This window comes from Pseudomonas sp. LFS044, from assembly GCF_047978245.1.
Classification (GTDB): Bacteria; Pseudomonadota; Gammaproteobacteria; order Pseudomonadales; family Pseudomonadaceae; genus Aquipseudomonas.
Genome location: NZ_JBFPFX010000014.1, coordinates 111140 through 124538, shown reverse-complemented (window position 1 = coordinate 124538; position 13399 = coordinate 111140). Strand labels below are relative to the sequence as shown.

Here is a 13399-nt window from a genome sequence, read left to right as displayed (position 1 = left end):
CTCCAGCAGCACCCGGCAGCGCCTCAGTGCGGGCCTCTCCGAGCGCCTGCAAAGCGAACAGCAACAGCTGCGTACCACGTTGGAAAAGAACCTCAAAGACTCGGCCAACGATATGGCCGAACTGCTGGCGTCGGTCGCGCCCCGTGCAATCTGGGACAACGACGTGCCGACCCTGTCCGACTTCGCCCGCCGTGCTCAGCGCAATCCGAATGTGCTGTTCGTGATCTACGACGACGCGCAGGGGCAGCACCTGACCCGTTACCTGAACCGGCAAAACCCGATCAACCAGGCCCTGATGGAAAAAGGCCAAGGCGAAAGGGCCCTGGACAAGGTATTGGAAGCCGCCCGCCGCGACCCGTCGGTGTACTTCGTCGAAGCCTCGATCAGCCCCAATGGCGCCGAGATCGGCAAGGTCTTGATGGGGGTTTCTACCGCCGGTGTCGATCAAGCGCTCAAAGCACTGGATCAGCGCTTCAGCGCCTTGATCACCAGCGGCGAACAGCTGGTGGGCGATAGCCTTGCTGCGGCAGCTGCAGACAGCGGCAAGGCCCTGCGCGAGCGGTTGGAAACTGCTCAAGGCAGTGCCACTGCCATGCAAGCCAACACCGCGCAAACCGTGCGCGAGTCTGCTGCCGAGCTGCGCTGGCGCATCGGCCTGGGCCTCGTGGTCGTTGGCTTGGGCGTATTGTTGGTGGTTGCCTTGGTGCTGGGCCGGCGCGTGCTCAGCAAGTTGCGCTTGTTGATCGCTGCGCTGGATGACCTGGCGGCCGGCGAAGGCGACCTGACCAAGCGCGTCAACCTCGACAGCCGCGACGAGATTGGCGACATGGCATCGGCGGTCAACCGCTTCGTGGAAAAGTTGCAGCCGATTGTTCGCGAGGCAGGCGAAGTGGCGCAGCGCACCGGCGTCGAGATTGGTGCCATGGCGCAGCGCAATGCCGGGGCCGATGCAGCCGCCGCGCTGCAGCGCGACGAAGTGGCCGCCAGCCTGCGCGACCTGTCGAGCATGGCGGATGAAGCCCAGGCCGAGAGCCACGCCATGCAGGCGGCGCTGCAGCAGGTGGTAGACATCCGTCAGGCCACCGATGAGAACAGCCGCGCTTCGACGCAACTGGCTGGCATGATCGAGAACCTCGCGGGTCAGGTCGAGACCGGCGCCCAGGTCATCGAGCGCCTGGCCCGGCAGAGCGAGCAGATTGAGGTGGTATTGACCGTCATCCACGGCATCGCCGAGCAGACCAACCTGCTGGCGCTCAACGCGGCCATCGAGGCAGCACGTGCCGGCGAAACCGGGCGCGGTTTTGCCGTAGTGGCTGATGAGGTGCGGGCGCTGGCGAGCAAGACGCAAAGCTCGACCGGTGATATCCAGGCGCATATTGCGGCCTTGCAGAAGGGCGCCAAGGAAGCGGTGGCAACCATTGGCCAGGCTGGCCTCAAGGCCAGCGAAGGCCTGTCGGTGCTGCGCGACAACGAGCGCCGCCAACAGTCGGTGCAGGCGGCGGTGGAGCAGGTGCATGCTGCCATCGGCCTGGCTACCCGGGCGGCTGAGCAGCAGGCGCATGGGGCGCAGGCTGTGCGCGGCCGGGTTGAGAATATTCACGCCCAGGCGGAGCGTTCGGCAGAGGTGGTCATGCAGACCACCGCCAGCAGCAAGGTGCTCGACGACCTGGCCTCGCAGCTACGCGCCAGCCTTGGCCAGTTCAGGGCGTGATACATCAAGGTGCTGGGGTGATCCCTTTGGGAGATCGCCCAGCCCATTGGAATGCGCTGTCGGCAGAGAACTGGGCCGCAAGCGGTCCCCGAGCCTCTGCAAGCAACGGTCTTGCCCAAACCCAAGCGCTAGCGCGATCCCTGTGGGAGCGGGCTTGCCCCGCGAACACGGGCGAAAGCCCGTGCCATCCACGACCATTGGGCCGCGGCCTGATTGTGCGAGGATGCTGCGCAGCCAGCCTGCCAACCAGCCCCCTGACCCCGAGGCACCGCGAAGCGGCCAGCACCTGCCAAAACATTTTCATACTCGCTCAATACGACTTCATCACCATGCTTGTAGGCAATTTCCGAATCCAACCCATTTTGACCCGCTACCATTGCGCCGACGATCCCATGGAACTAGGGTGAGTCGGATCCTGAGCGCTACAGCGAGTTCTCCCGCTTACCTCCAGGAACAACCAAAAAAAGGCGATGTCCGAACATCGTCCCGATCAGCCCAATTTTTACCAAGGAGCAGGTAAACATGGCTTTCGACGCCTATATCCAGATCGCTGACATCGCTGGCGAAGCACTGGACGAGCAATTCACCAACTGGATCGAGATCCTCGGCTACAAATTCGGTGCCAACCAAAGTACCTCCGCTACCGCCAGCTCTGCCGGCGGCGCTTCTTCAGGCCGCACCACACTCACCAACTTTACCTTCACCAAATACCTGGACAGCGCCAGCTGCAAGTTGCTTGAAGCTAGCTGTGCCGGGCAGCACCTGAAGGAAGTGAAGCTGGTGCTGTGTCGTGCTGGTGGTGACAAGCTCAAGTACTACGAGATCGTTCTAGAGGAAGTGATCATCGCCGACTATGCCCAGAGTGCCAGCACTGGGGTACCAGTGGAAGTGGTGCAGCTGAACTACGGACGCATTAAGACTACCTACACACGGCAGAAACGCCTCGACGGCAGTGCCGGCGGCAACGTCACGGGCGGTTGGGACCGCATCAACAACAAGAAGTATGCGTGAGGTGCGACCATGTCTGAGGCGAGTAGCTTTATTAACCCACAAGCGCAGTCGTATGAATCGCTGAGGGCCGACACCCCGATGTCCGCCAATCAGCGGGCTAAGTTTGATGTGCTGAATGCACATATCGCCAATGGTGTAGTTGTTGGTGGGGAACTGGTGATTGTAGGCGATCCGAGTACTCCTTCATGTACGAGCCATGAAGCATATCTAATGGCGAGTGCCGCGGGGATACATCAGCAGCTTGAAATCAATCGCGCAGGGGTAGATGACTTTTTTCTGGATAACTACGAGATGCTGAAAAGCTTGCTCGCCCATGCGTCGATGGGGGTAGGAATTGTGAGCGATGGATGGCACAGGCACCTTGAAGCGATCAAGAAGACGTTGGAAGAAATCGAGATATTGCATAGGGAATATCTCAAAAATGGAACTATAAAAGCACGCGATGAATTTTATGCCAAGAGGATGGCATTGTTCGTAAGATTGGAGGCGCAACTGAACAAGATGGCTGCTTACGGTTCAGGGTTGCGCAATAAAGGCTCGATGAAAAGAACTCTGGAGATTTCTACCAAGAGCTACCTTCATACAGGTGAAATTGCTGGGTATGCGGAGAAAGTTGCTGGGGTTTCGAAAGCGGCAAATTTGATAAAGTCGGGTACTTACATTGGCTTGGGGCTTGACGTAGCCTCAACGGGTTTGAGTATCCGTCATGCCTGTACATTTGGGCGTCCCGAAGACTGCAGAAGGGCCAAGTATGTGGAGGGTGGCTCTCTGCTTGGTAGTACCGGCGGATCGTTCGTTGGAGGGTCAATTGGTGGGTCTTTAGGTGGGGCTGGATGTGTAATGTTCCTCGGGGTAACTACAGGCGGCCCTGGAGCCTTGGCGTGCACCGTGATCGGAGGTGCTATTGGTGGGGCTGCAGGCGGTTCGGTCGTGGGAGATATAGGTGAGATGTTAGGTGAGTTGTTATATGAGGTAATTCAATGAATGACTTCGACCTCAGATGGTTAGGTCTTCCTTTGGTGGCGGCCATGCTTATAGTAATATTTATATGGATCTATGTTTCGGTTCGCTATGTGAATTACATAGAGTCCTTGCTTTCTAATAGCTCAATGATTTCGGGTAACAAAAAAATTTTTGGTCATGCGGGCTTGCTGGGTAAAATAATGCGTACCGGTTCGGCATCTCTCTTGTTATCAATGCGCGCACTATGTGTGCGTAAGGGTGTGCTGGATGCTGAGGATGTGAAAGATTTCCCTGAAAGATTCCGGCGTATACTTGTTGGGTTGTGGTTTTTTCAAGCTGCTGTTTTTTTGTCACTTATTGGTCTGTGGGGGTGGTTGAGATTGGTCGGCAATTGATATCTGCTTGGTATGCGAGTCTGTGCAGTGGTCAGTATACTGATCGCCTATTTGGTGAGAGTGCGGTAGTTGCAGCGCTAATGTGCTGCGAATATTATTAGTTCGTATGGGTTGTGTTGCTATTGTGCTCGTCGCTTAATTTGTCAACTTTTTTCATCACGCTCACCTTTGCCATATGTTCCAAGCTGATGATGGCCTCTGCCGTCTTATTCTTTTGAACCGCTTGGCCGAATACTCGTTGTGAGCAGTGATGAATTAGCGGATCGCGGAGGCGCTGCGACCATCGCCTGTGCTGTCATAGGGGGGGCTGTGGGCGGGATTGCTGGTGGAGAGTTGGGGGGAATGGCGGGTGTAGAACTTGGAGAGGTTTTATATGAGGTAGTTCGATGACCAACTTGCAAGTGGCAGTGCTCGGTGTGTCTTTGTTTGCTGCGCCTTTTTTTATGTTCGCGGCGTGGATACTCGTTGCGTGCCGTTACCTTGATCACATTGAGTCGGTTTTTTCAAAAAGTCGGATGGTCGTAAGTAATAGAGAAGTATATGTGCATGCCGGCATGGTAGGAAAAGTTATGCGGGTTGGATCTGTTTCCGCCATGTTGGCTATGAAGGGGCTAAGCGTTCGTAAGGGTATGCTGGATTGTGAAGATATCCGTAAGGCACCTGACGACCTTAAGAAATTGTTAGTGCGTTTATGGGTTGCGCATGTCTTGCTGTTTGTAATGCTCACATTGTTCTGCATTTGGATTGTATTCTGGCGTTAGCCAATGCTCCTCCAGGCCGCTTAGCGGCCTAGAGGAGCTCTCAGGCTTTGTTCAAATACATCCGCGTGGTCAGCAAGTACACCGGCAACCCGGAAACCACAATCAACAACGCCGCATAAGGCGCCGCCGCCGCAAACTCGACGTTGGCGGTGTGCGCCCAAACCTCGGTGGCCAGGGTGGTCATGCCGGTCGGGCTGAGCAGCAGGGTAGCGGTCAGTTCCTTCATGGCATCAAGGAACACCAGCGCAAACGCAGCGGCCAGCGCCGGGAAGATGATCGGCAGGGTCACGCGGCAGAACGCCGTGAAACTGCTGGCACCCAATGTCCGAGCGGCTTCTTCCAGTGTCGGCGAGGCCTTGTTCAGCGCGGTACGCACCGGCGCCTGGGCCAGTGGCAGGAACAACAGCGCATAGGCCAGCAGCAGCAGCGCAGTGGTCTGGTACAGCGCCGGCACATAGTGCAGCGCGAACACCACCAGGGTCAGTGCGATCACAAGGCCAGGCAGGGCATGCAGCAGATATGGCAGGCGCTCGGCCCAGATCGCCAGGCGGCCTTTGTAGCGCACCACCAGGAAGCTCACTGGCAACGCCAGCAGCACGCAGAAGCCTGCGCCACCCAGCGATACCGACAGCGAGGTGAGCAGCGCCTTGCTGATTGCTGCCACCGGGAATGCCGCCGAGGAGCCGACACTCAGCCAATAACCGAGCATCGCCAGCGGAATGCCGCTGCCCAGTATCGCCAGGCCCAGGCAGAACAGCTGCGCCAGGGGCATCCAGCCACGCAGGCGTACCGGTTGCGCGCGGCGTGCCACGCCTTGGCCAATGCGCACATGGCGAGCCTTGCCGCGCACCTTCAGCTCCAGCCAGAGCATCGCCAGGCACAGTGCCAGCAATACTGCCGACAGCATGGCGGCATTGGCGTTGCTGAACTCCAGCTCGAACTGCTGGTAGATGGCCGTGGTAAAGGTCTGCAGGCCGAGGATCGACAGGGCGCCGAACTCCACCAGCATGTGCAGGGCGATCAGCAATGCGCCGCCGAGCATCGACGGCCACAGCAGCGGCAGGGTGACCTTGGTGAATACGCCCCAGCGGCTGCAGCCCAGCGTACGCGCCGACTCTTCAAGCGAAGTGTCGAGGTTGCGCAGGGTGGCAGCCACCGGCAGGAATATCAGCGGGTACTTGGACAGCGCCATGACCAGGATCGCGCCGCCCAGGCCTTCGAAGTCCGAGCTCAGCGACACCCAGGTGAAGCTGCTGACGAACGAGGGCACGGCAAAGGGCAGGCACAGCACCACGCCCCACAGCCGGCGGCCCGGCAGGTTGCTGCGTTCCAGCAGCCAGGCCAGGGCCAGGCCAACGACCATGCATGCCAGCGTCACCCCGACCATCAGCATCAGGGTGTTGCGCATCAAGCCCCAGACGAACGGGCGCCAAAGCAGGTGCAAGGCTTCACGCCAGCCGGCCTCCCAGGCTTTCATGGCGACGTACAGCAGCGGCAACAGGCTCATCGCCACCAGGAACAGCACAGGCAGCACTACCCAGATGGAGGGGCGCTTGCGGCGCGGTACGAAGCGTACCGGCACCGGCTGGGACAGGGCGGCGGTCATCAGAGCAAGCCGACCTCGCGTTCAAGCTCCAGCGCTTCCTCGGCATTACCGAGGTCGGCCGGCGAGATTTTCGGTGGGCGCAGCTCATCGAACGGCTTCAGGCCACGGTCGGAGACCATGCCTTTATGCAGCGGGTATTCGGCGGTGGTCTGGGTGATCACGCGCTGGCCTTCTTCGCTGGCCATCCAGTTGAGCAGGGCCTGCGCTTCCTTCGGGTGCTTGCTGGCCTTGACCGCAGCGGCGCCGGAGATGGTCACTAGGCCACCGGCATCACCATCGGCCAGGTAGTACAGCTTGGAATCCAGCTTGCCGCGCTCGCGCTCCAGGGCATACCAGTAGTAGTTGTTCACCAGTACCGCAGCGACTTCGCCTTTTTCTACCGCTTTCAGGGCGACCATGTTGTTGGTGTAGGTCTTGCCGAAGGCTTTCAGGCCGGTCAGCCACTCTTCGGCAGCATCACGCCCGTGCATCTTGAGGATGGCCACGGCCTGTTCCTGGAATGCACCACTGGTCGGAACAAACCCGACTTTGCCGTCCCACTCGGGGTTGGCAAAATCCATGACCGATTGCGGCAGGTCTTTCTCGTCGATCTTCTTCGGGTTGAACACCACCACGCGGGTGCGCGCGGTGACGCCCATCCACGTGCCGTTGGCGGCAACGTATTCCTTGGGCAGCATGTTCAGCGTGGCGTCGTCGATCTTCGCCAGCAGGCCCAGCTCACCCAGGTTGTTCAGCGGCGGCGATTCTTCGGTGTAGATGATATCGGCGGGCGAGCGGTCGCCTTCCTCGATGATCTGGCTGGCCAGCTGATTGCTGCTGCCCTTGCGGATATTGATGTGGATGCCGGTCTTGGCCTCGTAGGCCTTGGCGATGGCTTCGCCGATTTCCTTGTGCTGACCGTTGTACATGGTCAGGCTGACCGGGTCGTCTGCCATGGCGGCCGGAGCGCCGATCACCAGGCTCAGGACAGCGGCGGCCAGGGTGCGCATCAGCGGTTGCGGACGGATCGTCATGCGGGTACTTCCTCGCTTACGGCTACATATTTGGAAACAATGGTAAACGAAATCGTTTCTCAAGTGGCCGGGTGACGAGAAATTCATGGTCAGACCATTGTCGAGCGGTAGCCCATGCGGGGAGGGCGCTTCAAAAAACGCAGGCAAGAAAAAACCCACTAGCAAGCTAGTGGGTTTTTGTATGGTGCCCAGGAGAAGACTCGAACTTCCACGACCTTGCGGTCACTGATACCTGAAACCAGCGCGTCTACCAATTCCGCCACCTGGGCAAAGCTTTGCATCATCTGATGAAGGCGACTATTGTTCGCTTTCACACAGTAGTAACAGATCCTTGGTCATCTATTACTTGAAAATACTTGGTGCCCAGGAGAAGACTCGAACTTCCACGACCTTGCGGTCACTGATACCTGAAACCAGCGCGTCTACCAATTCCGCCACCTGGGCACACATTCGAGATTACAAGATGCTTTACAGCGCCGTTCATCTCTACTACAACTGCGGGGTTGTCCGTCGTTGTGGTGCGCACTATACGGACGCTCCCGAGGGCTGTAAAGCCCCCAATCAAAAAAAATTTCAAAAAATTCAACTTGTTGATTCCACACGCCTATTGCCGCTCCCCGGACATGCTGCAGGGGCTGTCCAAGCCCGACATTTCCGGTTTCAATAGGCCTATGCCAGAATTCATATCTATATACCCCAAGGTGAACCCCTTCTGATGGCCGATTGGCAATCCCTCGATCCCGAGGCCGCTCGCGAAGCGGAAAAATACGACAACCCTATCCCCAGCCGTGAGCTGATCCTGCAACGCCTTGCCGACCGTGGCGAACCGGCCGCGCGCGAGGAACTGGCGGCCGAGTTCGGTCTTTATGAAGAAGACCAGATCGAAGCCCTGCGTCGCCGCCTGCGGGCCATGGAGCGTGACGGCCAGCTTATCTATACCCGGCGCGGCACTTATGCCCCGGTAGACAAGCTCGACCTGATCTGCGGCCGTGTCTCGGGCCACCGCGATGGTTTCGGCTTCCTTATCCCTGACGATGGCAGCGACGATCTGTTCCTCAGCCCGTCGCAGATGCGCCTGGTGTTCGATGGCGATCGCGCTTTGGCGCGGGTCTCGGGCACAGACCGCCGTGGCCGTCGTGAAGGCGTGCTGGTCGAAGTCATCTCCCGCGCCCACGAAAGCATCGTCGGCCGCTACTTCGAAGAAGGCGGCATCGGCTACGTGACGCCGGACAACCCGAAGATCCAGCAGGAAGTGCTGGTGACCGCGGGCCGCAACGGCGGCGCCAAGATCGGCCAGTTCGTCGAGATCAAGATCACTCACTGGCCAACCCCACGCTTCCAGCCGCAAGGCGATGTGGTCGAAGTGATCGGCAACTATATGGCGCCGGGCATGGAAATCGATGTTGCCCTGCGCAGCTACGATATCCCGCACGTCTGGCCTCAGGATGTGATCAAGGAAGCGCGCAAGTTCCGCTCCGAAGTCGAAGAGAAGGACAAGGAAAAGCGCGTCGACCTGCGCCACCTGCCGTTCGTCACCATCGACGGCGAGGATGCCCGCGACTTCGACGATGCGGTCTACTGCGAGCCGCTGGGCAAGCTGCGCATGTTCTCCGGCGGCTGGCGCCTTTATGTGGCCATCGCCGACGTGTCCAGTTACGTACGCCTGGGCTCGGCCCTGGACGTCGAGGCTCAGCAGCGTGGCAACTCGGTGTACTTCCCCGAGCGCGTGGTGCCGATGCTCCCCGAAGAGCTGTCCAACGGCCTGTGCTCGCTGAACCCGCACGTTGATCGCCTGGCCATGGTCTGCGAAATGACCATGAACAAAGCCGGCCAGATGGTCGATTACCAGTTCTACGAAGGTGTCATCCACTCCCATGCCCGCCTGACCTACAACAAGGTCAGCAGCATGCTCGAGCACTCCCGTACCCGTGAGGGCAAGGCGCTGCGCGAGGAGTACAAGGAAGTCCTGCCAGACCTGAAGAGCCTGTACAGCCTCTACAAAGTGCTGGTCGAAGCCCGTCACGCCCGTGGCGCCATCGACTTCGAAACCCAGGAAACCCGCATCATCTTTGGTGACGAGCGCAAGATCGCGGAAATCCGCCCGACCGTTCGCAACGATGCCCACAAGCTGATCGAGGAATGCATGCTGGCGGCCAACGTCGCCACCGCCGAGTTCCTGCAAAAGCATGGTGTGCCGGCGCTGTACCGCGTCCACGATGGCCCGCCACCGGAGCGTCTGGAAAAACTGCGTGCCTTCCTCGGCGAACTGGGCCTGAGCCTGCACAAGGGCAAGGACCCTTCGCCCAAGGACTACCAGGCGCTGCTCGCGAGCATTGCCGGGCGCCCGGACTTCCACCTGATCCAGACCGTGATGCTGCGCTCGCTGAGTCAGGCGGTGTACAGCACCGACAACAACGGCCACTTCGGCTTGAACTACGAGGCGTATACGCACTTCACCTCGCCGATTCGTCGTTACCCGGACCTGCTGGTGCACCGCGCCATCCGCAGCATCATCCGCTCCAAGGTGGATACCCCGCACGTCAAGCGTGCAGGTGCCATGAGCATTCCCAAGGCGCGTATCTACCCGTACGACGTGAACACCCTCGACCAGCTGGGCGAGCAGTGCTCGATGACCGAGCGCCGTGCCGATGAAGCCACGCGTGACGTGGTCAACTGGCTCAAGTGCGAGTTCATGAAGGACCGCGTTGGTGAGACCTTCCCGGGCGTGATCACTGCCGTCACCGGTTTCGGTTTGTTTGTCGAGCTGACCGATATCTACGTCGAAGGCCTGGTGCACGTCAGTGCGCTGCCGGGCGACTATTACCACTTCGACCCCGTACATCACCGCCTGTCGGGTGAGCGTACCGGGCGCAGCTTCCGCCTGGGCGACACCATTGAAGTCAAGGTCATGCGTGTCGACCTCGACGAACGCAAGATCGACTTCGAGGTGTCCGAACAGCAGCTCGCCGCCCCGATTGGCCGTAAGGGCCGTGGCGCCGCACCTGCCGCCGAAAAGGCCGAGCAGCAGCCGGTTACAGAGGCCAAGGCCACGCCGAAACCGCGCAGCCGCAAGGGCGAAACCGCCGAGGCGTATTTCCCGAAAGACGCCGTGCAGCGTAACGCCGAAGTGCGCAAGAGCCGCGAAATGAAGAAGGCGCTGATGACTGATGCCCGCAGTGGTGGGCACGCCAGCAGCAAGTCGGACAAAGGTGGCAAGCCTTCCGGCAAGCCGACCAAGCACCGTAAAGGCCCGCCGAAGTCCGGCGCGCCACGCAAGAGCAAGAACAAGTCATGAGTCAGCTGGAAAAGATCTACGGCGTGCACGCCGTGCAGGCGCTGCTGCAGCACCATCCGAAGCGGGTCAAGCAGATCTGGCTGTCGGAAGGGCGCAGCGAGCCGCGCATTCAGGCGTTGCTTGCTCTGGCTGCGGAAAACCGCGTGCAGGTAGGCCAGGCTGAGCGCCGTGAGCTGGACGCCTGGGTCGAAGGTGTACACCAGGGCGTGGTCGCTGAAGTCAGCCCGAGCCAGGTATGGGGCGAATTGATGCTCGAGGAATTGCTCGAGCGCACCGAGACGCCACCGCTGATCCTGGTGCTGGACGGTGTCACCGACCCGCACAACCTCGGCGCCTGCCTGCGCACCGCCGATGCCGCCGGTGCCACGGCGGTGGTGGTGCCCAAGGACAAGTCGGCGACCCTGACGCCGGTGGTGCGCAAGGTGGCCTGCGGCGCTGCCGAAGTGATCCCGCTGGTGGCCGTGACCAACCTTGCGCGCACCCTGGAAAAACTCCAGCAGCGCGGCCTGTGGGTAGTCGGCACGGCGGGCGAGGCCGAGCAAGAGATCTACCAGCAGGACCTGACCGGGCCGCTGGTGATGATCATGGGTGCAGAAGGCAAGGGCATGCGCCGGCTGACCCGCGAGCACTGCGACTTCCTGGTGAAATTGCCGATGTCGGGTAGCGTCAGCAGCCTGAACGTTTCGGTGGCTACCGGGGTTTGCCTGTTCGAGGCCGTGCGCCAGCGCCAGGCCAAGCGCTGATCTGCCGTCTGTCCTGGCCTCTTCGCGGGGCAAGCCCGCTCCCACAGGATCCCTGCAGCCTTCGTGGAGACCTGTGGGAGCGGGCTCGCCCCGCGAAGAGGCCAGCACAGGCATAAACTGTTTCCGGCTGTTCAAATAATCGCCAATCACCTTGCTTGTGCGTTCCGCCTTCTCTACAATTGCGCCCCTTGCCGAGCTGGCAGGTGCGCATGCGCCTCCCCTCCATGGCAAGACATACAGTGTCATTCACTCCTTGTCTGACCAGCATCCTGGCAGACTACTAACCCGTAAGGAGCATTCATGCGTCATTACGAAATCATCTTTCTGGTTCACCCGGACCAGAGCGAGCAAGTCGGCGGCATGGTTGAGCGTTACACCAAGCTGATCGAAGAAGATGGTGGCAAGATCCACCGCCTGGAAGACTGGGGCCGTCGTCAACTGGCCTACGCAATCAACAATGTTCACAAGGCTCACTACGTGATGCTGAACGTTGAGTGCACCGGCAAGGCCCTGGCCGAGCTGGAAGACAACTTCCGCTACAACGATGCCGTGATCCGTAACCTGGTCATCCGTCGCGACGAAGCCGTAACCGGTCAGTCCGAGATGCTCAAGGCAGAAGAGAACCGCAGCGAGCGCCGTGAGCGTCGTGAGCGTCCTGAGCATTCTGACTCCGCCGACGGCGATGACAGCAATGACAGCGACTCCAGCGATAACGCTGACGAGTAATCCACGGACCTTTTGAGGAGCCTATTACATGGCACGTTTCTTCCGTCGTCGTAAATTCTGCCGCTTCACTGCTGAAGACGTGAAAGAGATCGACTTCAAAGATCTCAACACCCTGAAAGCTTACGTATCCGAAACCGGCAAGATCGTTCCAAGCCGTATCACCGGTACCAAAGCTCGTTATCAGCGTCAGCTGGCTACCGCTATCAAGCGCGCCCGCTTCCTGGCCCTGCTGCCCTACACCGACAGCCACGGCCGCTGAGACCGGGCCGTCGACAAGAAGTAAGGGATAAGCATGCGAGCGTTGGCTGATTTCATCATGCGCGGTCGTGTGCAGGCCACCCTGGTGGTGGTCGTGAGTGCGGTATTACCGCTGCTGTTCTGGTTGAGTGCCGCTGCCGGCAGCCTTGTGCTGCTGCGGCGCGGGTTCAAGGATGCTTCAACGGTCATCGCGTTCGGCCTTGTGCCGGCGGTGGCCATCTGGGCCTTCGGTGATCCAAGTACCTTGCTGGTGCTGTTGGGAACACTGGGGCTGGCCGCTTTGTTGCGTGCCGGGCATTCCTGGAGCCGGGTGTTGTTGTCCAGTGTTGTGCTGGGGCTGGTCTACAGCCTCATCCTGGACGCGGTACTGCGCGAAACCTTCGCCGTGTTGGCCAAGGCGCTTTCCGAAGCGCTGCCGCAAGTCGAAGGCAAGCCAGTGATTCCCGGTGAGCTGATCGGCCCTGTGCTGGTCGCTTCCACAGCGGTGATGCTGCAGTTGTTCAGCGTGCTGGCTTTGATGCTGGCGCGTTATTGGCAAGCAGCGTTGTACAACCCTGGAGGCTTCGGTCGCGAATTTCGCGCGCTGAAGTTGCCGCGGGCAGTCATGCTGGCTCTGGTTGCCGCGATGGTGTTGGGCCCGTTCATCGGCCCGCAGTTCATCGTCCTGGCTTCCGCGTCCAGCCTGGTGCTCGTCCTGGCCGGCATCGCCTTGATGCATGGGCTGGTGGCGCAGGGGCGACTGGCCGGTTTCTGGCTGGTTGGCATGTACGTGACGTTGCCGCTGATCATGCAGCTGATTTATCCGTTGCTCGTGGTTCTGGCCATTGTCGACAGCCTGATTGATTTTCGCGGTCGCAAGTCCCCTCAGGGGGATGATTCCGCGAACGGTGAAGGTTAAAAGTTAAGAGGTTTTACCA

12 protein-coding genes, 2 tRNA genes and 1 pseudogene are annotated in these 13399 nt (G+C 59.9%); 11 read left to right on the top strand and 4 right to left on the bottom strand.

Going from position 1 to position 13399, the window contains the following annotated elements:
- Nucleotides 1-112: 112 nt before the first annotated feature.
- The 6 genes and pseudogenes from ACNQPL_RS14170 to ACNQPL_RS14145 all read left to right on the top strand — a co-directional run.
- Nucleotides 113-805 (top strand): annotated as a pseudogene (locus ACNQPL_RS14170) (methyl-accepting chemotaxis protein); the annotation flags it as partial.
- 21 nt (nt 806-826) lie between these two features.
- Nucleotides 827-1711 (top strand): methyl-accepting chemotaxis protein, encoded by an 885-nt coding sequence (locus tag ACNQPL_RS14165; protein ID WP_416467090.1) that lies wholly within the window; start codon nt 827-829, stop codon nt 1709-1711.
- Between the two features lie 522 nt (nt 1712-2233).
- Entirely contained in the window at nt 2234-2722 is a 489-nt protein-coding gene (locus ACNQPL_RS14160) for an Hcp family type VI secretion system effector (RefSeq protein ID WP_416467075.1), read from the top strand.
- A 9-nt stretch (nt 2723-2731) separates the two neighbouring features.
- Entirely contained in the window at nt 2732-3706 is a 975-nt protein-coding gene (locus ACNQPL_RS14155) for a hypothetical protein (RefSeq protein WP_346614802.1), read from the top strand.
- Complete coding sequence (locus ACNQPL_RS14150) at nt 3703-4080, top strand: hypothetical protein (protein ID WP_416467074.1); 378 nt, start codon at nt 3703-3705, stop codon at nt 4078-4080. Before ACNQPL_RS14155 ends, ACNQPL_RS14150 begins: the two co-directional genes overlap by 4 nt.
- Nucleotides 4081-4466: 386 nt before the next feature.
- Complete coding sequence (locus ACNQPL_RS14145; RefSeq protein WP_346614800.1) at nt 4467-4841, top strand: hypothetical protein; 375 nt, start codon at nt 4467-4469, stop codon at nt 4839-4841.
- A 40-nt stretch (nt 4842-4881) separates the two neighbouring features.
- Here the strand turns inward: ACNQPL_RS14145 and ACNQPL_RS14140 are convergent, their stop codons facing one another.
- From ACNQPL_RS14140 to ACNQPL_RS14125, 4 genes are all read right to left on the bottom strand, one after another.
- On the bottom strand, nt 4882-6447 hold the full coding sequence (locus tag ACNQPL_RS14140; protein WP_416467073.1) for an ABC transporter permease: 1566 nt from the start codon (nt 6445-6447) through the stop codon (nt 4882-4884).
- Entirely contained in the window at nt 6447-7460 is a 1014-nt protein-coding gene (locus tag ACNQPL_RS14135) for an extracellular solute-binding protein (RefSeq protein WP_346614798.1), read from the bottom strand. Before ACNQPL_RS14135 ends, ACNQPL_RS14140 begins: the two co-directional genes overlap by 1 nt.
- A 182-nt stretch (nt 7461-7642) precedes the next feature.
- Nucleotides 7643-7729, bottom strand: a tRNA-Leu gene (locus ACNQPL_RS14130).
- An 88-nt stretch (nt 7730-7817) separates the two neighbouring features.
- Nucleotides 7818-7904, bottom strand: a tRNA-Leu gene (locus ACNQPL_RS14125).
- A gap of 271 nt (nt 7905-8175) precedes the next feature.
- Between ACNQPL_RS14125 and rnr the strand changes: the two genes are divergently transcribed.
- The 5 genes from rnr (at nt 8176) to ACNQPL_RS14100 (ending at nt 13380) form a co-directional block, all read left to right on the top strand.
- Nucleotides 8176-10755 carry a ribonuclease R gene (gene rnr / locus ACNQPL_RS14120; protein ID WP_346614797.1) on the top strand — a complete coding sequence of 860 codons (2580 nt, stop codon included), beginning with the start codon at nt 8176-8178 and terminating at the stop codon, nt 10753-10755.
- Nucleotides 10752-11498: a 23S rRNA (guanosine(2251)-2'-O)-methyltransferase RlmB gene (gene rlmB, locus ACNQPL_RS14115; protein WP_012316466.1), complete on the top strand. Its 747-nt coding sequence runs from the start codon at nt 10752-10754 to the stop codon at nt 11496-11498. Before rnr ends, rlmB begins: the two co-directional genes overlap by 4 nt.
- Nucleotides 11499-11798: 300 nt before the next feature.
- On the top strand, nt 11799-12224 hold the full coding sequence (rpsF, locus tag ACNQPL_RS14110; RefSeq protein WP_346614796.1) for a 30S ribosomal protein S6: 426 nt from the start codon (nt 11799-11801) through the stop codon (nt 12222-12224).
- A gap of 28 nt (nt 12225-12252) precedes the next feature.
- Complete coding sequence (gene rpsR / locus ACNQPL_RS14105) at nt 12253-12483, top strand: 30S ribosomal protein S18 (RefSeq protein ID WP_003249563.1); 231 nt, start codon at nt 12253-12255, stop codon at nt 12481-12483.
- A 33-nt stretch (nt 12484-12516) separates the two neighbouring features.
- Nucleotides 12517-13380, top strand: a complete 864-nt coding sequence (locus tag ACNQPL_RS14100) for a hypothetical protein (RefSeq protein ID WP_346614795.1) — start codon at nt 12517-12519, stop codon at nt 13378-13380.
- Nucleotides 13381-13399 lie beyond the last annotated feature (19 nt).

What these genes read in the sequence shown, in the direction of transcription:
- ACNQPL_RS14165 (WP_416467090.1), top strand. Translation starts at nt 827, where the DNA reads ATGGCATCGGCGGTCAACCGCTTCGTGGAAAAGTTGCAGCCGATTGTT.
- ACNQPL_RS14160 (WP_416467075.1), top strand. Translation starts at nt 2,234, where the DNA reads ATGGCTTTCGACGCCTATATCCAGATCGCTGACATCGCTGGCGAAGCA.
- ACNQPL_RS14155 (WP_346614802.1), top strand. Translation starts at nt 2,732, where the DNA reads ATGTCTGAGGCGAGTAGCTTTATTAACCCACAAGCGCAGTCGTATGAA.
- ACNQPL_RS14150 (WP_416467074.1), top strand. Translation starts at nt 3,703, where the DNA reads ATGAATGACTTCGACCTCAGATGGTTAGGTCTTCCTTTGGTGGCGGCC.
- ACNQPL_RS14145 (WP_346614800.1), top strand. Translation starts at nt 4,467, where the DNA reads ATGACCAACTTGCAAGTGGCAGTGCTCGGTGTGTCTTTGTTTGCTGCG.
- ACNQPL_RS14140 (WP_416467073.1), bottom strand. Translation starts at nt 6,447, where the DNA reads ATGACCGCCGCCCTGTCCCAGCCGGTGCCGGTACGCTTCGTACCGCGC.
- ACNQPL_RS14135 (WP_346614798.1), bottom strand. Translation starts at nt 7,460, where the DNA reads ATGACGATCCGTCCGCAACCGCTGATGCGCACCCTGGCCGCCGCTGTC.
- rnr (WP_346614797.1), top strand. Translation starts at nt 8,176, where the DNA reads ATGGCCGATTGGCAATCCCTCGATCCCGAGGCCGCTCGCGAAGCGGAA.
- rlmB (WP_012316466.1), top strand. Translation starts at nt 10,752, where the DNA reads ATGAGTCAGCTGGAAAAGATCTACGGCGTGCACGCCGTGCAGGCGCTG.
- rpsF (WP_346614796.1), top strand. Translation starts at nt 11,799, where the DNA reads ATGCGTCATTACGAAATCATCTTTCTGGTTCACCCGGACCAGAGCGAG.
- rpsR (WP_003249563.1), top strand. Translation starts at nt 12,253, where the DNA reads ATGGCACGTTTCTTCCGTCGTCGTAAATTCTGCCGCTTCACTGCTGAA.
- ACNQPL_RS14100 (WP_346614795.1), top strand. Translation starts at nt 12,517, where the DNA reads ATGCGAGCGTTGGCTGATTTCATCATGCGCGGTCGTGTGCAGGCCACC.